Raw genomic sequence first — 24,888 nt, forward strand, 5'->3', positions numbered from 1 at the left:
GGGTGTTGCACCCAGGCCTATAGGGGGGGTGGTTGTTTGCTGAGATATCACACAGTGGACGCGTGTCGAGCACCTTGTTTAATGTGGTTAAGCCCTCGGCCTATTAGTACCGGTCAACTGAACCAGTTACCTGGCTTACATCTCCGGCCTATCAACCCAGTCGTCTAGCTGGGGGCCTTACCCACTCAAAGGTGGTGGGATACCTCATCTCGAAGCAGGCTTCCCGCTTAGATGCTTTCAGCGGTTATCCCTTCCGAACGTAGCCAACCAGCCGTGCCCCTGGCGGGACAACTGGCACACCAGAGGTTCGTCCGTCCCGGTCCTCTCGTACTAGGGACAGCCCTTCTCAAGTATCCAACGCGCACGGCGGATAGGGACCGAACTGTCTCACGACGTTCTAAACCCAGCTCGCGTACCGCTTTAATGGGCGAACAGCCCAACCCTTGGGACCTGCTACAGCCCCAGGATGCGACGAGCCGACATCGAGGTGCCAAACCATCCCGTCGATATGGACTCTTGGGGAAGATCAGCCTGTTATCCCCGGGGTACCTTTTATCCGTTGAGCGACACCGCTTCCACTCGCAAGTGCCGGATCACTAGTCCCGACTTTCGTCCCTGCTCGACCTGTCAGTCTCACAGTCAAGCTCCCTTGTGCACTTACACTCAACACCTGATTGCCAACCAGGCTGAGGGAACCTTTGGGCGCCTCCGTTACCCTTTAGGAGGCAACCGCCCCAGTTAAACTACCCACCAGACACTGTCCCTCGACCCGATCAGGGCCGCAAGTTAGATACCCAAATCCAACAGAGTGGTATTTCAAGATTGCCTCCACCCGAACTGGCGTCCGAGCTTCACCGGCTCCCACCTATCCTACACAATTGCATTCAGATACCAATGTCAAGCTATAGTAAAGGTCCCGGGGTCTTTCCGTCCTGCCGCGCGTAACGAGCATCTTTACTCGTACTGCAATTTCGCCGGGCCTGTGGTTGAGACAGTGGGGAAGTCGTTACGCCATTCGTGCAGGTCGGAACTTACCCGACAAGGAATTTCGCTACCTTAGGATGGTTATAGTTACCACCGCCGTTTACTGGCGCTTAAGTTCTCCGCTTCGCCCCGAAGAGCTAACAGGTCCCCTTAACGTTCCAGCACCGGGCAGGCGTCAGTCCATATACATCGTCTTACGACTTGGCATGGACCTGTGTTTTTAGTAAACAGTCGCTTCCCCCTGCTCTCTGCGGCCATACCACGCTCCACCCGCAAGGGGCTTCACGCGTCCGGCCCCCCTTCTCCCTAAGTTACGGGGGCAATTTGCCGAGTTCCTTAACCACAGTTCGCCCGTCGCCTCGGTATTCTCTACCTGACCACCTGTGTCGGTTTGGGGTACGGGCCGCTCGGAACATCGCTAGAGGCTTTTCTCGGCAGCATAGGATCACTGACTTCACCTGAATCGGCTCGGCATCACGTCTCAGCCACATGCGCCACGGATTTGCCTATGGCACGGCCTACACGCTTACCCCGGCACAACCACCGGCCGGGATCAGCTACCTTCCTGCGTCACCCCATCGCTCAACTACTACCCACCAGGATCCCAACCTCACCCACCTCACCCCGAAGGGATCAGCAGACTCAGATGGTTAGCACAGTGAGGTTCATCGCTGGCGCTCCTACGCGGGTACGGGAATATCAACCCGTTATCCATCGACTACGCCTCTCGGCCTCGCCTTAGGCCCCGACTCACCCAGGGCGGATTAGCCTGGCCCTGGAACCCTTGGTCATCCGGCGGAAGGGTTTCTCACCCTTCATTCGCTACTCATGCCTGCATTCTCACTCGTATGGCGTCCACACCTGGGTCACCCCGGCGCTTCACCCGCCATACGACGCTCCCCTACCCACCCACACACCTGCACCACAACCTCAAGGATCATGGCGAAGTACTTGTGTGAGTGCCACAGCTTCGGCGGTGTGCTTGAGCCCCGCTACATTGTCGGCGCGGAACCACTTGACCAGTGAGCTATTACGCACTCTTTAAAGGATGGCTGCTTCTAAGCCAACCTCCTGGTTGTCTATGCGATCCCACATCCTTTTCCACTTAGCACACGCTTAGGGGCCTTAGCTGGTGATCTGGGCTGTTTCCCTCTCGACTACGAAGCTTATCCCCCGCAGTCTCACTGCCGCGCTCTCACTTACCGGCATTCGGAGTTTGGCTGATTTCGGTAAGCTTGTAGGCCCCCTAGACCATCCAGTGCTCTACCTCCGGCAAGAAACACGCGACGCTGCACCTAAATGCATTTCGGGGAGAACCAGCTATCACGGAGTTTGATTGGCCTTTCACCCCTAACCACAGGTCATCCCCCAACTTTTCAACGTTGGTGGGTTCGGTCCTCCACGCAGTCTTACCCACGCTTCAACCTGCCCATGGCTAGATCACCCCGCTTCGGGTCTAGAACACGCGACTCAACGCCCTCTTCAGACTCGCTTTCGCTACGGCTACCCCACCCGGGTTAACCTCGCCACGTGCCACTAACTCGCAGGCTCATTCTTCAAAAGGCACGCCATCACCCCGAAAGGCTCTGACGGATTGTAGGCGAACGGTTTCAGGTACTATTTCACTCCCCTCCCGGGGTACTTTTCACCATTCCCTCACGGTACTCGTCCGCTATCGGTCACCAGGAAGTATTCAGCCTTACCAGGTGGTCCTGGCAGATTCACGGCAGATTACAGGGGTCCGCCGCTACTCGGGATATCTGCAAAGAGGTCGAAAGCTTTCACCTACAGGACTCTCACCCTCTACGGTTGGCTTTCCCACACCATTCAGCTAACCAACGACTTTGTAACTCTCCGGAAGACTGTCAGATCTTCCCCGCAGATCCCACAACCCCGATGACGCAACCCCTGACAGGTATCACACGCCACCGGTTTAGGCTCCATCCGCTTTCGCTCGCCACTACTCACGGAATCACTATTGTTTTCTCTTCCTACGGGTACTGAGATGTTTCACTTCCCCGCGTTCCCCCCACCACCCTATGAATTCAGATGATGGTGACACGACATGACTCGTGCCAGGTTTCCCCATTCGGACACCCTGGGATCACAGCTAGGTTGACAGCTCCCCCAGGCCTATCGCGGCCTCCCACGTCCTTCATCGGCTCCTGGTGCCAAGGCATCCACCGTTCGCCCTTGACAACTTAACCACAGAAAACAAGATGCTCGCGTCCACTGTGCAATTCTCAACCAACAACCAACCCACAACCCCCCGCCCCCCACCAAACCCCGAAACACACCACCACAAACCAAGGTGGCCAACCCACAAACAGGATCTCCGCGTTTCGAGCGGTATGAGGAGCCAGGTCATGCCTGGCGCTGAACAACAACCCCCAACCCTCCCGGGCCGGGTGCCCGTGCCGCTGTCCGCAGCATCCGGGCCTGGTTGTTCCTTCAGGACCCAACAGGGTGTCTTGATCTGAACGCCTCGTCCCCGCCGCACCCACCCACCGTTCCCCCACCCCTCACAGGATGCGTACTAGATGAATCGGCCGTTGCCGGAACCAAACTGGGCCAGTGTCTCCGCCATCGAGCACCCCGCCACCACACTCGGGCGACGCGGGCTCCTGGCCCGCTTTCACGGGCTAGGTGCTCCTTAGAAAGGAGGTGATCCAGCCGCACCTTCCGGTACGGCTACCTTGTTACGACTTCGTCCCAATCGCCAGCCCCACCTTCGACGGCTCCCTCCCACAAGGGGTTAGGCCACCGGCTTCGGGTGTTGCCGACTTTCGTGACGTGACGGGCGGTGTGTACAAGGCCCGGGAACGTATTCACCGCAGCGTTGCTGATCTGCGATTACTAGCGACTCCGACTTCACGGGGTCGAGTTGCAGACCCCGATCCGAACTGAGACCGGCTTTTTGGGATTCGCTCCACCTCACGGCATCGCAACCCTTTGTACCGGCCATTGTAGCATGCGTGAAGCCCTGGACATAAGGGGCATGATGACTTGACGTCATCCCCACCTTCCTCCGAGTTGACCCCGGCAGTCTTCGATGAGTCCCCGCCATAACGCGCTGGCAACATCGAACGAGGGTTGCGCTCGTTGCGGGACTTAACCCAACATCTCACGACACGAGCTGACGACAGCCATGCACCACCTGTCACCCGCCCCGAAGGACCCCGTATCTCTACGAGTTTTCGAGTGATGTCAAACCCAGGTAAGGTTCTTCGCGTTGCATCGAATTAATCCGCATGCTCCGCCGCTTGTGCGGGCCCCCGTCAATTCCTTTGAGTTTTAGCCTTGCGGCCGTACTCCCCAGGCGGGGCGCTTAATGCGTTAGCTGCGGCACAGAGGACCGGAGAGGTCCCCCACACCTAGCGCCCAACGTTTACAGCGTGGACTACCAGGGTATCTAATCCTGTTCGCTCCCCACGCTTTCGCTCCTCAGCGTCAGTATCGGCCCAGAGACCCGCCTTCGCCACCGGTGTTCCTCCTGATATCTGCGCATTTCACCGCTACACCAGGAATTCCAGTCTCCCCTACCGAACTCTAGCCTGCCCGTATCGGCTGCAGGCCCGCGGTTGAGCCGCGGGTTTTCACAGTCGACGCGACAAGCCGCCTACGAGCTCTTTACGCCCAATAAATCCGGACAACGCTCGCGCCCTACGTCTTACCGCGGCTGCTGGCACGTAGTTGGCCGGCGCTTCTTCTGCACCTACCGTCACTCTCGCTTCGTCGGTGCTGAAAGAGGTTTACAACCCGAAGGCCGTCATCCCTCACGCGGCGTCGCTGCATCAGGCTTCCGCCCATTGTGCAATATTCCCCACTGCTGCCTCCCGTAGGAGTCTGGGCCGTGTCTCAGTCCCAGTGTGGCCGGTCGCCCTCTCAGGCCGGCTACCCGTCGTCGCCTTGGTAGGCCATCACCCCACCAACAAGCTGATAGGCCGCGAGCCCATCCCACGCCGAAAAACTTTCCACCCCCGACCATGCGGCCAGAAGTCATATCCGGTATTAGCCCCGGTTTCCCGGGGTTATCCCAAAGCATGGGGCAGGTTACTCACGTGTTACTCACCCGTTCGCCGCTCGAGTACCCCCGAAAGGGCCTTTCCGCTCGACTTGCATGTGTTAAGCACGCCGCCAGCGTTCGTCCTGAGCCAGGATCAAACTCTCCAACAAAAACCTGTTGAAAAACAATCCCAGCAACAAACAAATTGTTGCCAAAGGAATCCCACCAACAAAACACGTTGGCCAGGGACATAACAATCACAATTGGCACTGGCTTATCAAAACACCCTGTTGAGTTCTCAAAGAACAACCACACACCAAAACCAGACCCCCAACCGGAGGCCCAACCCCGGGGCACTCGTTCAACTTACCCTCGCTATTTCGCACCGTCAAATCCGGTGCAATTTCGCTCAGGTCCCGCGAAGAAGCGCATGATCGATGATCACTTGCTTTTTCGTGGGTTCCCGCAGGACGGCCGCTGCGAATCTCTCCGCTGCTCGCCCGTTTCCCTGCCGGCTCCAACTACTTTACCCGGTCGGCTTCGCGGGTTCAAATCGGGGTCCCCGTGAGGTTTTCCCGTGCCGCACCGCCCGGTTTCGGTTACGAGATCATCGATCTCGGGCCCGAATCCGCAACTCCGAGATCAATTCTCGGTGTCACGGTTCCACGCGACCGCGCGCGATCAGGCGACCGCTCGATCTCGTGGGTCCGGCAGGATGACCCTGACGACTTGCCCTGGTCGCTGCCATTTGCAGAACACCCCGGCCGGTTTCCGGTCATCGAGGAAATCCGACGACCGAACCACCCGGGACCGGCTGGCGGAGATGACCTCCGCGCCGCCTCAGTCTTCCGACCCCGGGGACTCGCGCGCCGGATCGTCCGGCGCCCGGTCTCACGGGCGAGGAGCAACGCTACGTGGCTCCGCAGGGCAGCGTCAAACCCCCCGGACGTAGACCTGCGTCACACCAGTTCCACACCCGCGAAGGTCCGCTTGCCGCGGCGCAACACCAGGAACCGGCCGTGCAGCAACGCCGAAGCCTCCGGCACGGCGTCACCGTCGGTGATCCGCTCGTTGTTGACGTACGCCCCGCCCTCGGCGATCGTCCGCCGGGCCTCGTTGGCGCTGCTCACCAGGCCCGAGTCCTTCAGCAGGGTGCCGACCGGGGGCAGCTCACCGCGTACCTGAAGCAGTCCGGCCTCGGCCAGGGCGGCCCGCAGCGTGTCCGCGGACAGTTCGTCCAGTGAGGCCCGGCCGAACAGGGCCTGGCTGGCCATGATCGCCTGCCGGGCCTCCTCGGCGCCGTGCACCAGGGCGGTCATCTCCTCGGCCAGCGCCCGCTGGGCCAGGCGCGCCTGCGGACGTTCGGCCGTGGCCTTCTCCAGCTCCTCCAGCTCCGCACGGGGGCGGAAGCTGAAGTAGCGCAGGTAGTTGTTCACGTCGCGGTCGTCGGCGTTGACCCAGAACTGGTAGAACGCGTACGGCGAGGTCATCGTGGGATCAAGCCAGGTGCCGCCGCCCTCGCTCTTGCCGAACTTGGTGCCGTCGGCCTTGAGCACCAGCGGGGTGGTGAACGCGTGCACCGGCCCGGCACCACGCCGGCGCACGAAGTCCACCCCGGCGGTGATGTTGCCCCACTGGTCGGATCCGCCGAACTGCAGCGTGCAGTCGTGCTGAACGTGCAGCTGGTAGAAGTCGTTGGCCTGCAGCAGCTGGTAGCTGAACTCGGTGAAGCTGATGCCGGTCTCGAGGCGGTTGCGCACCACGTCGCGGGCCAGCATCTTGTTGACCGGGAAGTGTTTGCCGACGTCGCGCAGAAACTCGATGACGGAGGTCGGCCCGGTCCAGTCCAGGTTGTTCACCAGGGTGGCGGCGTTCACGCCGGTGTAGGTGACGAACGGGCTCACCTGGGCGCGGATGCGCTCCTGCCAGGCCGCCACCACCTCGGGCGGGTTGAGGGTGCGCTCGCTGGACTCGCGCGGGTCGCCGATCTGACCCGTGGCGCCGCCGACCAGCAGCAGCGGGCGATGACCGGCGAGCTGGAGGCGGCGCGCGGTGAGCACCTGCATGAGGTGCCCGACGTGCAGCGAGGCGGCGGTCGGGTCGAAGCCCACGTAGAACGTCGTCGGCGCGCCGTCGAGATGGCGGCGCAGCTCCTCCGGGTCGGTGGAGTCCTGGATCAGCCCCCGCCAGCGCAGGTCGTCGACGATGGGCTGCACGTTCGTGGATTCGGCACGGTCGGTCACGTGGCCGATTCTCCCGCATGCGTTCCGGGCCCGGACACCGGGTTTCGTGGTGTCGATGCCGGGCTTCGATGCCAGGGTGGAGCCATGAGCCGACTCGGATCTGCGGCACCGCCCGTCGCGCTGTCGAAGAAGAAGGCGATCGACCGGCTGGTGGCGGCGCAGGAACGCCTGCTGCGCCTGCGCCTGCTGCTCGGCGGTCAGATCGGCGAGAAGCGGATCGGCCCGCCGCTGTGCGTGGTCTTCGAGGGCTGGGACGCCTCCGGCAAGGGCGGCGCGATCAAGCGGCTGGCGGCCCCGCTGGACCCGCGGCATGTCCGGGTCTCCCAGTTCGCGGCGCCTACGTACGACGAGAAGCGGCACCACTTCCTGTGGCGGTTCTGGCCACGCCTGCCGGGCTGGGGCGGGATGGCGGTCTTCGACCGCTCCTGGTACGGGCGGGTGCTGGTGGAGCGGGTCGAGGGACTCGCCTCCCGCGAGCAGTGGACCCGGGCGTACGGGGAGATCGTCGAGTTCGAGCGGACGCTGACCGCCGAGGGCATGATCATCGTCAAGTTCTGGATGCACGTGTCGGCCGAGGAGCAGTTGCGCCGGTTCCGGGACCGGGCCGCCGATCCGCTGCGCACCTGGAAGCTCACCGACGAGGACTGGCGCAACCGCGACAAGCGCCCACAGTACGAGGACGCGGTCGCGGAGATGCTGGAGCGCTGCGACCCGACCTGGGCGCCGTGGCACGTCATTGCGGGCGACAACAAGCACTGGGCACGGCTGGCCGTGGTCGAGGCGGTCTGCGCGGCGGTCGAGGCGGAGCTGGAGCAGCGCGGGTACGACCTGGAGTCCCCGGGCGAGGCGGCGAGCTGAGCGCCGTCAGCCCGCGGCACCGATCCGCAGGGGGCCGGGTGCGGGGCGGCCCTCGAGCCGGGTGGGATCCACACTCCATGCGGCGGCGACCGTGAGCACATCGCGCTCGGCGACCAGCACGGTCGTCTCCTCGTCGAGCGCCGGGGGCAGGCCCGCGGCCCGTTCGGTGGCGTCGGGGTCGCCGTACCAGGAGGTCACCTCGCCGGTCTGCCCCACGTAGCCGAACGCGCGCACCAGCTCGCCCGCGACCGCCCGGTGCCAGCGGTGCAGCTCGGTGACCCGATGCGTGGCGAAGAACTGGACCTCCGTGCCGAGCTGCGCCGACAGGCCGGGAACGTCGACCACCGTGCCGGGGCGCAGCAGCCACCGGCCGACCGCCAGCACCCAGGATCCGCCGTCTCCCGGCAGCCGCGGGGTGAACGCGACCCGGTCGTCGGTGAGGTAAGCCAGGTCGATGCCCTCGCGCCAGGGCACCTCGCCGAGATCGCGCAGCCCGAGGGCGGTCTGCACCTCGCGCGGGTCGGCGTCGCGCACCGCGAGCCATGCCTGCTTGGTGCCGAAACCGACCATCGCCCCCGTTGTCATGCCCTGCACGCTATCGGCCCGGGCAGACGGAGCGGGACGTGGCCCGGGCCGGGTCAGGACCAGCCGTAGTCGCTGCGCAGCCGGTCGGCCACCCGGTCGTAGCGGCCGCGGTCGAGGATGGCGCCCTCGCGGCGGATGCCGTCTTCGTCGACCGCGAGCACCCGGTCGAGGCGGACCCAGCTGGGCCGGGCCGAGCGGTCCCAGTCGCCGGGGCCGAGCGCGAGCCAGCCGCGCTGGCCGTCCCGCTCGCTCTGGCTGGACAGCATCAGACCCAGCACGGTACGGCCGGCGCGCCCGACCACCAGCACCGGCCGGTCCTTGCCCCGACGGGGGTCGTCCTCGTACGCCACCCAGGTCCAGACGATCTCGCCGGGATCGGCGGCACCGTCCAGGTCGGGTGAATACCCCAGACGCCGCCCGCGACTGGCGGTGGGGACGGACCGGGGGGAGTTCGCCGGGGCGGATGGGTATCGGCGAGCGCTCCGGCGCAGGACGTCGGCGATGCCCTTGAGTAGATTGACCATCGCCGCACCTTAACGAGTCGGGAACGTGCCGGGCGGAACTGCACGGCCCACAGCCATCGATGATTAATAATCTTCGACGTGCAATCGACGGGCAACCACGCGGGACCTATCTCCGCACCACGCGACCCCCGGCGTTCTCGGGTGCTCTGCGACCGTTCTACGGATTCCCTGTCCATGACCATGTCCGGCCCTGCGGGCGAACCCGCAACGCCGTACCTGAGGGTCGACCTCGACGGTGTCGGCCGGGCGTACCGCGCGATGCGCGACGCCCTGCCGGAGGCCCGCGTCCACTATGCCATGAAGTGCAACCCGGCCCGGCCGATCCTGAGCCTGCTGCGGGGAATGGGCGGATCGTTCGAGATCGCCTCCGTGGCGGAGCTGCGGGAACTCACGGCGATCGGGGTCCCGGCGGCGGACGTACTGTTCAGCAACCCGGTCAAGATGCCGGCTCAGATCCGGCAGGCGTGGGTCGCCGGCGTGCGCAGGTTCGCGGCGGACTCCGACGCGGAACTGGACAAGATCGCCGCGATGGCACCCGGGGCGTCGGTGTACGTGCGGTTGGCCACCACCGCTGCGCGCAGCGCGGTGCCCAGCGAAGGAAAGTTCGGGGTGGACCCGGACGAGGTGGCCCGCCTGCTGCGCGGGGCCCGGGCGCGCGGGCTGCGGACGTACGGGATCACGTTCCACGTCGGATCGCAGATGACCGACCCGAGCGCCTGGGCCGCCGCGATCGAGCGCTGCGGCGCGGTGATGAACGACCTGCGCGGCGAGGACATCCGGCTCACGATGCTGAACGTGGGCGGCGGCTTCCCGGCCCGCTACGACCGGGACGTGCCGGACCTGACGATGTACGCCAAGCACATCCGCACCGCGATCGAGCGGTACGTGCCGTACCCGGTCGAACTCGTCGTGGAACCGGGCCGCGCGCTGGTCGCGGAGGCCGGGGTGATGGTGGCGACCGTGATCGGGGTGGCCCGGCGCGGCGGGTCACGCTGGGCGCACCTGGACGTGGGCGCGTTCAACGGGTTCATGGAGTCGCTGGAGACTCAGAACGCGCTGGGCTACCCGGTGCGCGACTCGCGCAACTCGCCGCGCCTGGACCTGTTCCATCTGACCGGGCCGAGCTGCGACAGCCAGGACACGCTGCGGTACGACGTGCCGCTCTCGGCGGACCTGGAGGTGGGCGACCGGGTCTACATCCAGGTGGCCGGGGCGTACACCACGGCGTACGCGTCCCGGTTCAACGGTTTCGACGTGCCGGGGCTGCGGTTCGTCGGCTCGGGGGCCTTCGTAGGCTCGGAGGATGCAGCAGCCTGACATCGAGGCGTGGGCGGCGTGGCATCCCCGGGAGATCGCGCAGCGGCTTTCCGGGCTGCCCGCGCCGTGGTATGTGGCGGCGGGTTGGGCGATCGACCTGTTCGTGGGCGGCCCGCCCCGCGAGCACGAAGACCTGGAGATCGCGGTGCCGGCGCAGCACTTCGCGCTGGTGCCGCCGCGCCTGCCCGGCTGCGACTTCTGGGTGCCCCAGGGCGAGGGCCGGCTCGCGCCGCTGAGTGCGCGGACGCTGGCCGGCGAGTCGCACCAGACCTGGGCGTACGAGCGGGCCGCGGCGGTGTGGCGGCTGGACGTGTTCCGGGAGCCGCACGACGGCGACGTCTGGATCTGCCGGCGTGCCGAGGACCACATCCGGCGCCCGTATGCGGAGATCATCCGGCATACCGCGGACGGGATTCCGTACCTGACGCCCGAGGTGGTCCTGCTGTTCAAGGCGAAGGCGGCCCGCGCCAAGGACGAGGCGGATCTGGCGCGGGCGCTGCCGCTGATGAGCGCGGCGCAGCGGGGGTGGCTCCGCGACGGGCTGGACCTCGTGCATCCCGGCCACCCGTGGCAGCAGGTCTGCTAGCTCACCCGCGCGGGCGCTTCGGCCCGCTCGGGCGGGTACGGCGGGTGGGTCGGCTCGGCGGCGGCGGGCGTTTCGGACCCACCGGGCGGGCCGGGCCGAACGGGCGGGTCATCCGACGAAGTCCTGGGTCATCCACGTGACCCCCTTGGCGTCGCGGACGACGCTGAGCCCGATGCGGCGGAAGTCGTTGCTGAGCAGGTTCCGGCGGTGCCCGTCGTTGGGCGGGACCTCGGCCAGCATGCTGTCGGTCAGGCCGTTCGCGGCGTCGACGATGGCGGAGTCGCTGGCCCCGGACGACCCGAAGCCGATGTTCTCCCCGGCCGAGGACCAGGAGACCCCCTGGGCGCTGAACCGCTTCCCGAGGCCGCTCTCACCCTTGCACTGGTGCTCCAGCCCGCAGCCGTTGATCATCAGCTGGTTGTGCAGCGCGGACGCCTTCGACAGGTCGGTGTCCAACGTGTACGCGGGCAGGCCCTTGCCGGCGCGGGCCGCGTTGATGTGCGCCAGCACCTGGTCCAGGATCCCGCCGCTGGTCTGCGCCACCTTACCCACCGAGGCCGCCCGGCGGGGCGCCGTCCGCGCCTGCTTGGGCTTCGCCGGGGCCGACGTGGTCGACTCGGACGGCTTGGGCCGGGCCGCGGCGGACGTACTGGCGCTGGCGCGGGCACTGGCGCTGGCGCTCGGGGCCGGAATGGTCGCGGCGCCGTCGACCGGCGCCGAGAGCGGCGCGGCGTCGGCGGTGGGTGGCGCCGCCGCCTCGCCGGTGGGGTCGGCGGCGACGACGTAGCTGCCGGCGACACGGGACTGCGTAGCGTCGTCGGCATGCTGGTGCAGGCCGACCGCGGCGAACCCGGCGCCGATCACCACGGCCGTCGTTCCGGCAACGATGGTGTAGCGCAGTCGCAGAGTTTCGGACATCGACACGGGCTCGGTCGCTCCTCGATCCATTTTGGCGGCCGCGTGGGGGGCGGCCGTGCACCGTGGGGCACGGGCGCACCGACTATGCCGGGCGGTTCCGGCGCGGCGAGCGCTCCTTAGGAGCGCTTAAGGATCGACTCAGCGAGAGATAAGTTCGCCCGGGTCAACGGGAGCGCTGCTCCTGTCTGCGGGCGTTGGCCCGGTCGCGCATCTCCGTGAACCGGCTGGCGGCCTGGTCGAGGTCGGCGAGGAACGCGGCCAGTTCCTCCCGGGCCGCCTCGCCGTCGCCGGACAGCCCGGTGCGCTCGAGGACGCGCAGCTGACGCAGGATCGGCATGATCACCTCGTCGTGATGGATCCGCAGGTCGTAGATGCCGGCCTTAGCGATCTGTACGGATTTGCGCCGGAAGTTCTCGATCCCGTGCCCCGGCATCTGGAATGCCTTGACCACCCCGCACACGGCCCGCATCGCCTCGTTGGGCGCCAGCTCGAACGCCGCGCCGAGCAGGTTCCGGTAGAACAGCATGTGCAGGTTCTCGTCCTGGGCGACACGGGCGAGCAGCTGGTCGCACACCGGGTCGTCGCTGATCCGGCCGGTGTTGCGGTGCGCCACCCGGGTCGCCAGCTCCTGGAACGACACGTAGCTGATCGACGGGAGCACGCCCTGGTGTTCGGTGCTGAATCCGTTCTCCATGTGGGTCATCCGCGCCCGTTCCAGCGCCACCGGGTCGACGGCCCGGGTGGCCAGCAGGTAGTCGCGGATCGCGATCCCGTGGCGCCCCTCCTCCGCCGTCCACCGGTGCACCCAGGTGCCCCAGGCGCCGTCGCGACCGAACAGCGTGGCGATCTCATGGTGGTAGCTGGGCAGGTTGTCCTCGGTCAGCAGATTCACCACCAGCGACGTACGGGCGACGTCCGACAGCTTGGACTGGCCGGGCTCCCACGCCTGCCCGCCGAGCACCCCGTCGAAGTCGGTGCCCTCGCTCCAGGGCACGTACTCGTGCGGGAACCACTCCTTGGCCGTGCCGAGGTGGCGGTTGAGGTTGTCCTCCACCACCGGCTCCAGCTCGGTCAGCAGGGCGAGTTCGGAGAAGGGCTCGGTCGTCACACGTCCTCCAGGCTGCTCGTTCTTCAGGTGCCGCGGCTACGCCACCGTAGGTTACGGTACCGTAGGTTGGGCATTCCGTCCCCCTCGAGGGTCTGCCGCCGTGTGCCACATGGCGTCATGCCCGGCCTCGCTGACCGGTATAGCGTGGACCGGACAGGCGCGCGACGGAGCGTGCCGGAGGGGCTTCACATGGCCGATGACCAGGCTGGATCGTCGTCACGGCAGACCACCCCGGGCGGGCCGGTCAGCGGGAACCCCGCACCGGGCGGCAGGGCGCAGACGATGGCCCTCCAGGGCCTGGCGAACCGGTGCGTCCGTGGCCTGCTCCGGCTCCCGCTGCTGTCGCGCGCGGTCGGCAAGCGGCTGGTCACGCTGTACCTGGTGGGACGCAAGTCAGGCAAACGGTACGCGGTTCCGGTCGCGTACACCGAGCACGAGGGCACGCTGCTGATCGGGTCACCGTTCGCTTGGGGCCGGAACCTGCGTACCGGTGTGCCGGTGGAGGTCCGCTTCAAGGGCCGGCGGCGGCTGGCCGACGTTCGCGTGCTGACCGACGAGGCGGACGTGGTCGAGCTCTACGCCGTGATCGCGCGGGACAACCACAACTTCGCCCGATTCAACAAGATCCGAATCGATCAGGACGGCACGCCCGACCCCCACGACCTGCATGCCGCGTGGGCCGCCGGCGCCAGGGCATTCCGGCTGACACTGCGCCCCGGCTGACACTGCGCTGAGCGCCGCGGCGCGCACCCGATCAGGACGGCCGACGTCTCACACGTACCCGATGTCCTCGCAGTCCACCAGGACGCCCAGGCCCGGACTATGTTCCACGCACCGGTCGCCGACCGTGGTGTTCGGGCCGCCGTCGAGCACGTACCTGTCGTCCCCGGTGCCGCCGCCGCCGTGCAGGACGTCGTCGCCCGCCTCGCCGTACACGTGGTCGACGCCGCCCTGTCCCTCGCCGCCGGCCAGGACGTCGTCGCCCGCGCCGCCGTGGATGACGTCCGCGCCGTGACCACCGTCGATGAGGTTGTTCCGGGAGTCGCCGGTCAGGGTGTCGTCGCCCCAGCCGCCGTAGAGGTTCTCGACGTCCGCGCCGATCGTGTCGTGCTCGCCCGCCGACCCGTCGTCACCGCTCGCGCCGTCGAGGTCGGCGACCACGGTGACCAGCCGGTCGTAGTACGAGACCAGGTCCGTCCCGGAGCCGCCGAGCATGACGTCGGTGCCGAAGTCGGCGTAGATCTCGTCGTTGCCGGCGCCGCCGGCGACACGGTCGTTGCCAGGCCCGCCGAACAGCGTGTCGTCGCCGTCCAGGCCGTACAGGGTGTCGTCGCCCTCGCCGCCCGTCAGGGCGTTACGGCCCGAGCCACCGGCCAACCAGTCGTTGCCCGAGCCACCCTCGATCGCCTCGACGTCCGCGCCGATCGAGTCGCCCTCGCCGGCCTGCCCGTCGTCGCCGGACCTGCCGTCGGCGTCCGCGACGATCCGCCCGGTACGCCCCCCGTAGGTCACCGCGTCGTAGCCGGAGCCGCCGTACATGACCTGCGCGCCACGGTCGTAGGTCCCGTACTGGCGGAAGTCGTCGTTGCCGCTGTCGCCGTAGAGCACGTCCCGGCCGTCGCTCTCCGGGAACTCGTCGGCTCCGGCGCCGCCGCGGGCCACATCGTTGCCGTCACCGGGCTCGATCGTGTCCTCACCGTCGTCGCCGTAGATCGTGTCTGCGCCGTACCCGCCGAACAGTGTGTCGTTCCCGGCGCCACCGTGGATCACGTCCCGGCCGGCATCGGTGAACACGAGGTCGTTCCCGCCGCCCGCGTACACGGTGTCGTTGCCCTCGTCCGCGAACAGGCGGTCGCGGCGCGGACCGCCGACGATCCGGTTGTCGCCGCCGCCGGCCCGAACCGTCATGCCCAGGTCGCTCCTGTTGACGATCGTGTCGTTCAGGTCCTTCGTGGAGACGCTGACCGAGGTGGGCGTGGTCCGCGTCGTGCACCGGACCCGCGTCCGGTCGCCGCGCACCGCCCGGCAGCCCGGGCCGGCCTTGACCGGTACCCGGTCGTCGATGACGACCGTGTTGCCGGAACGGGTCACGACGACGTTGTTCCGCTGGCGGCCCGCGGCGACATAGCTGATCTTCGTGCCGCTGACCACCCGCGCGACACCCGTGGTCGCGGCGTACGCCGGGCCGCTGGTCGCCGTGAGGGCCAGGACGGTGGCGGCGACCGTCGCGACGCCGATGCACACCCGCACAGGGGCACCACGCCATCCCGGGACGCTGTTGCTGATGTTCATCGCGCGAGATACCACCCGTAGGCGGACACCTGCGGGTCGACCGACCGGCCGCTCACGAGACCGACGGCATTGAGCCCCTTCGCGCCGCCGACGAACCTGGTGACCGTGCCCGAGGCGTACCCGCGGGGGTCGCCCGGGACCTCCTCGTCCGGGCTGCCGACCAGCCCGTCCAGGCCGCCGGAGCCGTTGAGGTTGAGCAACGCGACCGTGACGCCGAAGGCGTCCCCGCGCTCGGGGTTGTCGGGCACCCCCGGCGAGGCCTGGCTGATCGTCTGGGAACCGACCCCGGTGAGGCCCTTGGCGGAGCCGCGCAGCAGCACGACCCCGCCGCAGTCCCGGGCGCTGCCGAGGTCCTCGCCGGGCACGCCGGCCAGGACGTCCGCGCGGCCGTCGCCGGTCACGTCGCCGACCGCGATGGCGGCACCGAAGCGATCCTCGCTCTCGGCAGCCCCGGCGACGCCCTTGCTGTTCTGCGTCAGCACGATGACACCCTTGGCGGACAGGCCGGTGGAGCGGCCCGCCAGACTGACCACCGCTCCCGGTTCGACCGCGTGGCCCGCCTGGGCGCCATAGGTGCCGTCGATGACCTCGCCGTACCCGTCGCCGTTGGTGTCGCCGACGGCCAGATTGCTGCCGAGACTCCAGAAGTATTGGTTGTCCTGCGGCGCGGCCCGGGTGACCTGCCGGCCGGTGACGGCGGTGACCTTCCGCAGGGAGACCCCGGCGCTGCCGCCCCAGAACTGGGTGATCATGCCGGTGCCCTCGGTGGCCTGAAGGTAATCCTCCTGCGGCACCCCGACGATCAGTTCCTGGTACCGGTTCCTGTCGATCCTGCCGATGGCCAGGGTGAAGCCGAAAAGGTCCCAGTTCTCGGGGTTGCTGGGCACTCCGCTGGTCGATTGCGCCAGATACTGGGCACCGGTGGTCACGATGCCGTTCGGGCTTCCCTTGAGGACGACGACCGCCCCCGCCTGCCGGCGTCCGGCGACGGTCTTGAACGGGATGCCGATGGCGAGTTCGTCGCGGCCGTCGCCCGTGATGTCGCCGGCGGCGAGGCTTTCGCCGAACTGGTCCAACTCGGCCGAGGCGCCCGGCACTCCGGACGTGCTCTGGGTGAGGTGCCGGGCCGCGTCCACCTGCAGGCCGCCCGGGCCGCCGGGGAAGATCCACACGGCGCCCGCCCGGTAGCCCATGTTCTTCAGGTCGGCCTCGGAGGAGTCCGAGACGGCGAGGTCGTCGTACCGGTCGCCGTTGAAGTTGCCGCCGACCATCCTCCGGCCGAGGTTGCCACCGGCGGGAAAGTCGGTGGTCAGCACATCGCGGTACGGCGCGGACGAGTAGGTGACGAACACACCCTTGTACCCCTGGACGGCGAGGTCGTCCCGGCCGTCGCCGTCGAAGTCCGTGGTCGTCCGGCCCTTGCCGGTGACCGGCGTCGCGGGGACGGTCGTGCGCCGGTGCGACAGGGTCATCCCGTCCCGGACGATCGCCGTCTCGGAGACGTCCGACGCCCGGATCATCGAACCGGACGAAACGGTCGGGGAAGCGGCTGCCGCCGGATCCGGCGCCAGCCCCACGGCGGCGGCGACGATCACGGCGAGCACGCTGCGCGTGTGCCTCACAAGATGCTCCTCAAGATTTGGAGCGGCACCATACGCGAGTGATCACCCAAATGTCGACCCTGCCCGTTTGGCCGAGGTGGCTCACACCCGGCGGCTCGGACGGGTCGCCGGTCCGCACGCACGGATCGGCCCGAAATCCGGTGTGCTTGGCTTGACCGGTGACCTACGCCTGGCTCGACGCCCCCGCCGAGGCGGTCGCGGACACCGCCCGCGACCTGCTGGGGTGGCTCGTCAGCGCCAACGGCGTCACGGCGCGGCTCACCGAGGTCGAGGCGTACAGCGGGCTCGGGCAGGATCCGGCCAGCCACGCCCACCGCGGCCCCACCGCCCGCAACGCCGCGATGTTCGGCCCGGCCGGACGGCTCTACCTCTACCGGATCTACGGCATGCACTCCTGCGTGAACGTCGTCTGTGGGCCCGAGGGGCAGGCGTCGGCCGTCCTGTTGCGCGCCGCCGAGGTCGTCGACGGCCTGGCGACCGCCCGGGACCGGCGGCCCGCGGCGCGCTCCGACCAGGACCTCGCCGCCGGGCCGGCCAAGCTCGTGCAGGTGCTGGGGCTCGACGCGTCCGCGTACGGGACGTCGGTGGTTGACGGCAGCGGCCCGATGACGATGACGCCGCCGCCGGTGCCGGTGGCGCCCGAGCTGATCGAGGCGGGACCGCGGGTCGGGGTCACCTCCGCGCACGAGGTGCCGTGGCGGTTCTGGATCAAGGGCGATCCGACGGTGAGCGCGTATCGCCGGCACACCCGCCGGGTCCGCCGGAAGGGGTGAACCCCAGGGGCCCACCCCTTTGCTGTTATGCGTACGGCGACGTGCGGCGCCTGGCGGTCGGCGCGGACTCCTTGCGGATCTTCGACGAGCCCGCACCCACGGACCAACCGGCGACCCAGCGGGTGGCGCTGTCGCGGCGGGTGCGGTCGGCCAGGTGGTACCAGTCCATCCGGCACCGGTCCGTGGTCACCTCGAACACGCCGTACCCGTGGCCGTCCAGTTCGGTCCACTTCACGTGCGGGTTGGTGCCGCGGATCAGGTCGGCGGCCAGCAGGCTGAGCGGCCCGCCCGCCGACGTGTGCAGGAAGTCGTTGAGATTGTCGCTGGTCACCGACGGGACCACGAACTCCGCAGCGGCCGGGTTGTTGGCCCCGGTGTCCTTGGTGGTCAGTTCGCTGGCCCAGGAGGTGTGAATGTCGCCGGTGAGGAAGACGACGTTGCCGGTGTGGTGCGCGCGCAGCGAGTCGACCAGGCGCTCGCGGTCGGCGTTGTAGCCGTCCCACTGGTCGGCGTTGAGGACGATGCCGTTCTCCGGGATGCCGAGCAGCTTCGCGATCGGGCCGAGCAGCCAGGCGGGCAGGGTGGCCAGGTCGACCCGGGCGATCATCACCGGGTTGCCGACGATCTTCCACCGGGCGGTGGAGTTGTTCAGGCCGCCGATCAGCCACTGCAACTGGTCCGTGCCCGCGATGGTGCGCTTCGGGTCGTCCACGTCGGTGCCGTTGGACTGCTTCGAGCGGTACGTCCGCAGGTCCAGCATCGACAGTTCGAGCAGGTTGCCGTACCGCAGGCGGCGGTAGATGTGCCCGTCGGCGGCGAGGCGGACCGGCATCCACTCGGCGTACGCCTGGTGGGACGCGGCGACCCGGGCCTTGAAGTCGCCCTCCGTGCCCGGGGTGTGGTTCTCGGCGCCGCCGCTCCACATGTCGTTGGCGACCTCGTGGTCGTCCCACGTGATGATCCACGGGATGGAGGCGTGCAGGGCCTGCAGGTCCGGGTCGGTCTTGTAGAGCGCGTGCCGGATCCGGTAGTCCGCCAGCGTCAGGGTCTCGTGGGTGGGCTCCGTCCGGCGCACCACCGTGCCGCCCGCGTCGAACTCCCCCGTGCCGTACTCGTAGATGTAGTCGCCGAGGTGCACCACCAGGTTGAGGTCGCCGCGCTCGGCCAGGTGCCGGTACGCCGCGAAATAGCCACCCTCCCAGTTGGCGCAGGACACCACGCCCATCCGCAGCCGGCTGATCGCCGCGTCGGAGGCCGGCGCGGTCATCGTGCGGCCGGTACCCGACCAGGCCCCGTGGAGCCCGAAGCGGTACCAGTACGTGGTCGCCGGCGTCAGGCCCCCGACGTCCACCTTGGCGGTGTGGTCGCGTTCGGGACCGGTGCTCACCCGCCCGGAGGCCACCAGCGTGGCGAACGACGGGTCGGCCGCGACCTGCCAGTCGAGGGTGACGGAGGGCCCGGCACCGGAGCCGGGGAGGGAGTCGGGGGTGGGGGTGACGCGGGTCCAGAGCAGGATGCCGCCGGGCAGGGGGTCGCCGGAGGCGACGCCGTGCTGGAAGACGGAGGCGGGGGCGGCGGACGCAACGGCGGGCCGGGTTGCGGCGGCGACGACGCCCGCGCCGGCGGACAGGCCGGCGACGCGCAGGACGGTACGGCGGTCGACCGTGCGGTCCGCGCCAGGGATGACAGTCATGACACGTTTCGTAACACGGACCCCCCGCGGAAGGTGTCAATGATCACAAATATTTCACGGATCTTGGTCCGCCGGGCAAGGGAGCGTTCTTTTCCCGCAACTTGATGACCGCCACACGAACAGCGGGTATTTCCAACAAAGTCAACCGAGTTAGTAGACAAGGCAGGGTTTCCCCGCCAGACTCTGGGCCATGGATCTCACCATGGCGCTGGCCGGGCTCGGTGTCGGCATCGTCGTCGGCCTCACCGGCATGGGCGGCGGCGCCCTGATGACGCCGATCCTGGTCCTGCTGTTCGGCGTCCCGCCGATCGCGGCCGTCTCCAGCGACCTCGCCGCCAGCGCCGTCATGAAGCCGTTCGGCGGCGCCGTGCACGCCCGCCGCGGCACGGTGAACTGGCGGCTCGTGGCCTGGCTGTGCGCGGGCAGCGTGCCCAGCGCGTTCCTCGGTGTGCTGCTGCTGCGCCTGATCGGTGACGACGCCGCCACGCAGCACACCATCAAGATCGCCCTCGGGACGGCCCTGCTGCTGGCCGCCGCCGGACTGGTGCTCAAGGCGTGGACCGGCCGCCGCCGCCCGACCGAGGCGACACCAGAGCCCGTCCGGGTACGCCCGCTGCCCACCCTGGCGCTCGGCGTCGTCGGCGGCCTCGTCGTGGGCCTGACCTCGGTCGGCTCCGGCTCGCTGATCATCGTGATCCTGCTGGCGATCTACCCGAAGCTGCGCGCCAACGACCTCGTCGGCACCGACCTCGTGCAGGCCATCCCGCTGGTGCTGTCGGCCGCCCTCGGCCACGCCCTCTTCGGCGACCTGCACCTCGACATCACCGGCGCGGTCCTGCTCGGCTCCATCCCCGGCGTCCTGCTGGGCGCCCGGATCTCGTCGCGGGCCCCGGTCGCGCTGATCCGGACCGCGCTCGTCGTGGTCCTGCTGGCCAGCGCGCTCAAACTGCTCGACGTGCCGACCGCCACGGTCGGGGTGATCACCGGGGCCGCGGTGCTGGCGGCCGTCGCCACCGCCCTGATGACCCGGTTCCGCGGCACCCCGGTCCCACATGGGCGGTCAATGCTGGCCAGCCCCGCACCGAGGGAACTGGCCCGGGACTGAACCCGGTGCGAGCCCGGGACCGCGCCGACCCGCCCGGCGCCGGTTGCCCGACAGCGTGAACGCCCGCCCGGCGATACCCCCGCATGCCGAAACGCCCGTGGGCACCGAGTCCAAGCTCGGCGGCCCACGGGCGTCACTAGTTTCAGGATGCGGCCGGTCACCTACCGGGGGACCACCGTCTCGATCGCCCACTCCCGCCACGAGTCCAGCCGGTGCTGCACCGTGGCGAGCTGCTCGGCCACCGGGCCCGGCCCCGTCGACCCGAACGTGGTGCGGGCGGCCAGCGCGGAACGCACCGACAGCACCTCCCGCACGGACGGGTCCAGGTGCTCGCTGACCACCTTCAGGTCGTCGTCCGTGACCTCCTCCAGCTCGCACTCGCGCGCCGCGCACAGCGCCACGAGGCGGCCGGTGATCTCGTGCGCGTCCCGGAACGGCACACCCCGGCGTACCAGCCAGTCGGCGACCTCGGTGGCCAGGGAGAAGCCGACCGGGGCGGCGGCGACGAGCCGGTCCACCCGTACCGTCATCGTGGAGATCATTCCGGCGAGCGCGGGCAGCAGCAGTTGCAGGGTGTCGACCGCGTCGAACGCCGGCTCCTTGTCCTCCTGCATGTCCCGGTCGTAGGTCAGCGGCAGGCCCTTGAGCATGGTCAGCACCGCGACCAGCCCGCCGACCAGACGGCCGGACTTGCCGCGGGCCAGCTCGGCGATGTCCGCGTTCTTCTTCTGCGGCATGATCGACGATCCGGTGGCGAACGCGTCGTCCAGCTCCACCCAGCCGAACTCCGTGGAGGTCCAGAGCACGACCTCCTCACCGAGGCGCGACAGGTGCACCCCGATCAGCGCGGTCGCGAACAGGAACTCGGCCACGAAGTCGCGGTCCGCGACCGCGTCCATCGAGTTCGGCGCGGGCGCGGTGAAGCCCAGCTCGTGCGCGACCGCCGCCGGGTCCAGCGGCAGCGACGACCCGGCCAGCGCCCCCGAGCCGAGCGGGCTGATCGCGGCCCGCGCGTCCCAGTCGCGCAGCCGGTCCAGGTCGCGCAGCAGCGGCTGGACGTGGGCCAGCAGCCAGTGCCCGAAGCTGACCGGCTGGGCGTGCTGCACGTGGGTCAGGCCCGGGGCGGGCGTGTGCACGTGCCGTTCGGCCTGCTCGACCAGCGCGTCGGCCAGCTCGACCAGCCGGGCGGCCACCCCGCGGGCGTGGTCGCGCAGGTACATCCGCAGGTCCGTGGCGACCTGGTCGTTGCGTGAGCGGCCCGCGCGCAGCTTGCCGCCGAGCGCGCCGAGGCGTTCCAGCAGGCCGCGTTCCAGCGCGGTGTGCACGTCCTCGTCGTCCACGGTCGGGCGGAACTCACCCGACGCGCAGGCCGCCTCCAGGTCGTCCAGGGCGGCCAGCATCCGGCCCAGTTCGTCCGGGTCGAGCAGGCCCGCCGCGGCCAGCACCCGGGCATGCGCGCGGGACGCCGCAATGTCGTACGGCGCGAGCCGCCAGTCGAATTGGACGCTCACCGACAGCCGGGCGAGCGCCTCGGCGGGGCCACCGGCGAACCGGCCGCCCCACAGCGAAGTACGTTCTTCCGTCACGGCGCTCAGTCTGCCAGCCGCTTGTCCCGGGCCGACGCCATCCGCGACGGCAGGCCCCACAGTTGCACGAATCCCTTCGCGAGGGACTGGTCGAAGGTGTCGCCGGTGTCGTACGTGGCCATCTCGAAGTCGTACAGGCTGGCCTCGGAGCGGCGGCCGGTCACGACCGCGCGACCGCCGTGCAGCACGAGCCGGACCTCACCGGTGACGTGCTGCTGGGCCTCGTCGATGAACTTGTCCAGCGCGTTCTTCAGCGGGGAGAACCACAAGCCGTCGTAGACCAGTTCGGCCCAGCGCTGGTCCACCCCGCGCTTGAACCGGGCCAGGTCCCGCTCGATCGTGACGTTCTCCAGCTCCTGGTGGGCGGCGATCAGCGCGATCGCGCCGGGGGCCTCGTACACCTCACGGCTCTTGATGCCGACCAGCCGGTCCTCGACCATGTCGAGGCGGCCGACGCCCTGCGCGCCCGCCCGCCGGTTCAGCTCCGTGATCGCCTGCAGCGGGGTGACCGTCTCCCCGTCGATCGCCACCGGGTTGCCCTGGTCGAACGTGATGACGACCTCGTCGGCGTCGCGCGGCTCCGCCGGGTTCTTCGTGTACGAGTACAGGTCCTCGATCGGGGCGTGCCAGATGTCCTCGAGGAAGCCGGTCTCCACGGCGCGGCCCCACAGGTTCTGGTCGATCGAGTACGGCGACTTGTGCGTCACGTCGATCGGCAGGCCCTTCTCCTCGGCCAGGACGATCGCCTTGTCCCGGGTCCACGCGAAGTCCCGGGCCGGGGCGATCACCTTCAGGTCGGGGGCCAGCGCGCCGATGCCGACCTCGAAGCGGACCTGGTCGTTGCCCTTGCCGGTGCAGCCGTGCGACACGATCGTGCCGCCGTGCCGGCGGGCCGCCTCGACCAGGTGGCGCACGATGAGCGGGCGGCTCAGCGCCGACACCAGCGGGTAACGGTCCATGTAGAGGGCGTTGGCGCGCAGCGCGGGCAGGCAGAAATCAGCGGCGAACTCGTCGCGGGCATCCACCACGACGCTCTCGGCGGCGCCGCAGTCCAGGGCGCGCTGCCGGATCACGTCCATGTCCTCGCCGCCCTGCCCGACGTCGAGGGCGACCGCGATCACCTCGCCGCCGGTCTGCTCGGCCAGGTACGGGATGGCCACGGAGGTGTCCAGCCCTCCGGAGTAGGCAAGTACGACCCGCTCGGTCACGGGGTGCTCCTCTCGATGTTGTCTGCGGTATGGCCGGCCCATTCGGCGAGCTTCTCGGCCAGGGCCTTGCCGCCGGTCACCTCGCGGGCCACGACGAGGATGGTGTCGTCGCCGGCGATGCTGCCGACGACGTCGGAGAGCCCGGAGCGGTCCAGCGCGCTGGCGAGGAACTGCGCCGCCCCGGGCGGGGTTCGCAGCACCGCGATGTTGCCGCTGGCGTCCACCCCGGTCAGCAGTTCCCGCAGCAGCCGCTGCAGCCGCGCCGGGCCCTGCTGGTTCTCCCGCAGCGGCCGCTGGCCGTCCTCCGGGATCAGGTACGCCCCGCCGACCTTGACCGCGTTCAGCTCCTCCAGGTCGCGCGACAGGGTGGCCTGGGTGACCTGGATGCCTTCGGCGGCCAGCAGCTCACCCAGCTCGGTCTGCGAGCGCACGGACTGCTCCCGGATCAGCGCGACGATCCGGGCGTGCCGCCCGGCCCGGGTCACCGGCGCGGTCACACGGACTCCCGGCCGGGCGCCGCGGGCGCGTCGAGCAGCCAGGTGAGCAGCGCCTTCTGGGCGTGCAGGCGGTTCTCCGCCTGGTCGAACACCGCGCTGTGCGCGCCGTCGAGGACCTCGTCGGTGATCTCCTCCCCGCGGTGCGCGGGCAGGCAGTGCAGCACGATCGCGTCGCTTCCGGCCGCGGCCAGCAGGTCCTTGTTGATCTGGTACGGCCAGAACGGGGTGCGCCGGTCGCGCCCGTCATCCTCCTGCCCCATCGACGTCCAGGTGTCCGTGGCCAGCACGTCCACCCCGTCGGCCGCCTCGAACGGGTCGCGCAGCACCTCGATGGAGCCACCGGTCCACGCCGCGATCTCGGCGGCCCGCGACACCACGGCCGGTGCGGGGTCGAACCCGGAGGGTCCGGCGACCCGGACGTGCATCCCTGCGGTCGCCCCGGCCAGCAGGTACGAGTGGGCCATGTTGTTCGCGGCGTCGCCGACGTACGCGAGGCGGCGCCCGGCCGTGCCGCCGCACCGCTCCCGGATGGTCAGCAGGTCGGCCAGCAACTGGCAGGGATGGTAGCCGTCGGTCAGCGCGTTGATGACCGGCACCCGCACGTCCGAGGCCAGTTCCGCGAGCCGGTCGTCGCCGCTGGTGCGGTACACGATGGCGGCGGCGTACCGGGAGACGACCCGGCCCGCGTCGGCCAGGGTCTCGCCGCGGCCGAAGTGGGTGGCCTGGGTGTCCACGATGATCGGGTTGCCGCCCAGCTCGGCGACGCCGATCTCGAACGACAGCCGGGTGCGCAGGCTCGCCTTGTCGAAGAAGACCGCCACGGACCTCGGGCCGGCCAGCGGGCGGCGCCCGAACCGGTCCGCCTTCATCTGGGCAGCGAGGTCGAGCACCTCGGCCTGCTCGGCCGGGGTGAGGTCGTCGTCGCGCAGGAAATGCCGGGCCGTCATGACAGTGCCTCCTGTGTCGTGCCCTCGCGGCCCTCG

At 68.9% G+C, this 24,888-nt stretch carries 18 protein-coding genes and 2 rRNA genes; 6 read left to right on the forward strand and 14 right to left on the reverse strand.

All coding sequences use genetic code 11. From position 1 onward, the window contains the following. Positions 1 to 83: 83 nt before the first annotated feature. The 3 genes from ACMCNO_RS23730 to tyrS form a co-directional block, all read right to left on the reverse strand. Positions 84 to 3,191 (reverse strand): 23S ribosomal RNA (locus tag ACMCNO_RS23730). Between the two features lie 450 nt (positions 3,192 to 3,641). After that, positions 3,642 to 5,160: ribosomal RNA gene (locus tag ACMCNO_RS23735) — 16S ribosomal RNA — on the reverse strand. Together the 16S and 23S rRNA genes form the textbook arrangement of a ribosomal RNA operon. 789 nt (positions 5,161 to 5,949) lie before the next feature. After that, entirely contained in the window at positions 5,950 to 7,233 is a 1,284-nt protein-coding gene (gene tyrS / locus ACMCNO_RS23740; protein WP_412751655.1) for a tyrosine--tRNA ligase, read from the reverse strand. Between the two features lie 84 nt (positions 7,234 to 7,317). On the opposite strand from tyrS, the gene ACMCNO_RS23745 reads away from it, so the two are divergent. Next, on the forward strand, positions 7,318 to 8,091 hold the full coding sequence (locus ACMCNO_RS23745; protein WP_412751656.1) for a polyphosphate kinase 2 family protein: 774 nt from the start codon (positions 7,318 to 7,320) through the stop codon (positions 8,089 to 8,091). A gap of 6 nt (positions 8,092 to 8,097) precedes the next feature. Here ACMCNO_RS23745 and ACMCNO_RS23750 read toward each other — a convergent pair whose 3' ends face one another. Together ACMCNO_RS23750 and ACMCNO_RS23755 are read right to left on the reverse strand one after the other, a co-directional pair. Continuing rightward, positions 8,098 to 8,676, reverse strand: a complete 579-nt coding sequence (locus tag ACMCNO_RS23750) for a hypothetical protein (RefSeq protein ID WP_412751657.1) — start codon at positions 8,674 to 8,676, stop codon at positions 8,098 to 8,100. A 53-nt stretch (positions 8,677 to 8,729) separates the two neighbouring features. After that, entirely contained in the window at positions 8,730 to 9,200 is a 471-nt protein-coding gene (locus ACMCNO_RS23755) for a type II toxin-antitoxin system PemK/MazF family toxin (protein ID WP_412751658.1), read from the reverse strand. Positions 9,201 to 9,374: 174 nt separating this feature from the next. Here ACMCNO_RS23755 and ACMCNO_RS23760 point away from each other — a divergent pair, with 174 nt between their 5' ends. Further along, entirely contained in the window at positions 9,375 to 10,517 is a 1,143-nt protein-coding gene (locus ACMCNO_RS23760; RefSeq protein ID WP_412751659.1) for a type III PLP-dependent enzyme, read from the forward strand. Then, the gene (locus tag ACMCNO_RS23765; RefSeq protein ID WP_412751660.1) at positions 10,504 to 11,103 is read left to right on the forward strand and encodes a nucleotidyltransferase domain-containing protein; all 600 of its coding nucleotides are present in this window, start codon (positions 10,504 to 10,506) and stop codon (positions 11,101 to 11,103) included. The genes ACMCNO_RS23760 and ACMCNO_RS23765 overlap by 14 nt, the downstream gene beginning before the upstream one ends. Positions 11,104 to 11,211: 108 nt before the next feature. Here ACMCNO_RS23765 and ACMCNO_RS23770 read toward each other — a convergent pair whose 3' ends face one another. Further along, positions 11,212 to 12,021: a CAP domain-containing protein gene (locus tag ACMCNO_RS23770; protein WP_412753788.1), complete on the reverse strand. Its 810-nt coding sequence runs from the start codon at positions 12,019 to 12,021 to the stop codon at positions 11,212 to 11,214. A 163-nt stretch (positions 12,022 to 12,184) separates the two neighbouring features. Beyond that, the gene (locus ACMCNO_RS23775; RefSeq protein ID WP_412751661.1) at positions 12,185 to 13,129 is read right to left on the reverse strand and encodes an acyl-ACP desaturase; all 945 of its coding nucleotides are present in this window, start codon (positions 13,127 to 13,129) and stop codon (positions 12,185 to 12,187) included. A 189-nt stretch (positions 13,130 to 13,318) separates the two neighbouring features. Between ACMCNO_RS23775 and ACMCNO_RS23780 the strand changes: the two genes are divergently transcribed. Next, positions 13,319 to 13,852 (forward strand): hypothetical protein, encoded by a 534-nt coding sequence (locus ACMCNO_RS23780; protein ID WP_412751662.1) that lies wholly within the window; start codon positions 13,319 to 13,321, stop codon positions 13,850 to 13,852. 48 nt (positions 13,853 to 13,900) lie between these two features. Here ACMCNO_RS23780 and ACMCNO_RS23785 read toward each other — a convergent pair whose 3' ends face one another. Continuing rightward, the gene (locus ACMCNO_RS23785) at positions 13,901 to 15,379 is read right to left on the reverse strand and encodes a calcium-binding protein (RefSeq protein WP_412751663.1); all 1,479 of its coding nucleotides are present in this window, start codon (positions 15,377 to 15,379) and stop codon (positions 13,901 to 13,903) included. Between the two features lie 38 nt (positions 15,380 to 15,417). Continuing rightward, a complete protein-coding gene (locus ACMCNO_RS23790) occupies positions 15,418 to 17,043 on the reverse strand; it encodes an FG-GAP repeat protein (protein WP_412751664.1) in 1,626 nt (541 codons plus the stop codon). Positions 17,044 to 17,201: 158 nt separating this feature from the next. Here ACMCNO_RS23790 and ACMCNO_RS23795 point away from each other — a divergent pair, with 158 nt between their 5' ends. Next, positions 17,202 to 17,816: a DNA-3-methyladenine glycosylase gene (locus tag ACMCNO_RS23795; protein ID WP_412751665.1), complete on the forward strand. Its 615-nt coding sequence runs from the start codon at positions 17,202 to 17,204 to the stop codon at positions 17,814 to 17,816. 25 nt (positions 17,817 to 17,841) lie between these two features. On the opposite strand, the gene ACMCNO_RS23800 is transcribed toward ACMCNO_RS23795, so the two are convergent. After that, positions 17,842 to 19,509, reverse strand: a complete 1,668-nt coding sequence (locus ACMCNO_RS23800; protein ID WP_412751666.1) for an alkaline phosphatase D family protein — start codon at positions 19,507 to 19,509, stop codon at positions 17,842 to 17,844. Positions 19,510 to 19,699: 190 nt separating this feature from the next. Between ACMCNO_RS23800 and ACMCNO_RS23805 the strand changes: the two genes are divergently transcribed. Then, positions 19,700 to 20,614, forward strand: a complete 915-nt coding sequence (locus ACMCNO_RS23805) for a sulfite exporter TauE/SafE family protein (protein ID WP_412751667.1) — start codon at positions 19,700 to 19,702, stop codon at positions 20,612 to 20,614. A 161-nt stretch (positions 20,615 to 20,775) separates the two neighbouring features. On the opposite strand, the gene argH is transcribed toward ACMCNO_RS23805, so the two are convergent. Genes argH through argF form a run of 4 tightly spaced genes read right to left on the reverse strand, consistent with a single transcriptional unit; the run spans position 20,776 to position 24,852 of the window. Further along, on the reverse strand, positions 20,776 to 22,209 hold the full coding sequence (gene argH, locus ACMCNO_RS23810) for an argininosuccinate lyase (protein WP_412753789.1): 1,434 nt from the start codon (positions 22,207 to 22,209) through the stop codon (positions 20,776 to 20,778). Continuing rightward, positions 22,206 to 23,408 carry an argininosuccinate synthase gene (locus ACMCNO_RS23815; protein ID WP_412751668.1) on the reverse strand — a complete coding sequence of 401 codons (1,203 nt, stop codon included), beginning with the start codon at positions 23,406 to 23,408 and terminating at the stop codon, positions 22,206 to 22,208. The genes argH and ACMCNO_RS23815 overlap by 4 nt, the downstream gene beginning before the upstream one ends. Continuing rightward, positions 23,405 to 23,905: an arginine repressor gene (locus ACMCNO_RS23820; protein WP_412751669.1), complete on the reverse strand. Its 501-nt coding sequence runs from the start codon at positions 23,903 to 23,905 to the stop codon at positions 23,405 to 23,407. Before ACMCNO_RS23820 ends, ACMCNO_RS23815 begins: the two co-directional genes overlap by 4 nt. Further along, entirely contained in the window at positions 23,902 to 24,852 is a 951-nt protein-coding gene (gene argF, locus ACMCNO_RS23825; protein ID WP_412751670.1) for an ornithine carbamoyltransferase, read from the reverse strand. The genes ACMCNO_RS23820 and argF overlap by 4 nt, the downstream gene beginning before the upstream one ends. Positions 24,853 to 24,888: the final 36 nt, after the last annotated feature.

The organism is Krasilnikovia sp. M28-CT-15 (assembly GCF_047159595.1).
Taxonomy (GTDB): domain Bacteria; phylum Actinomycetota; class Actinomycetes; order Mycobacteriales; family Micromonosporaceae; genus Actinoplanes.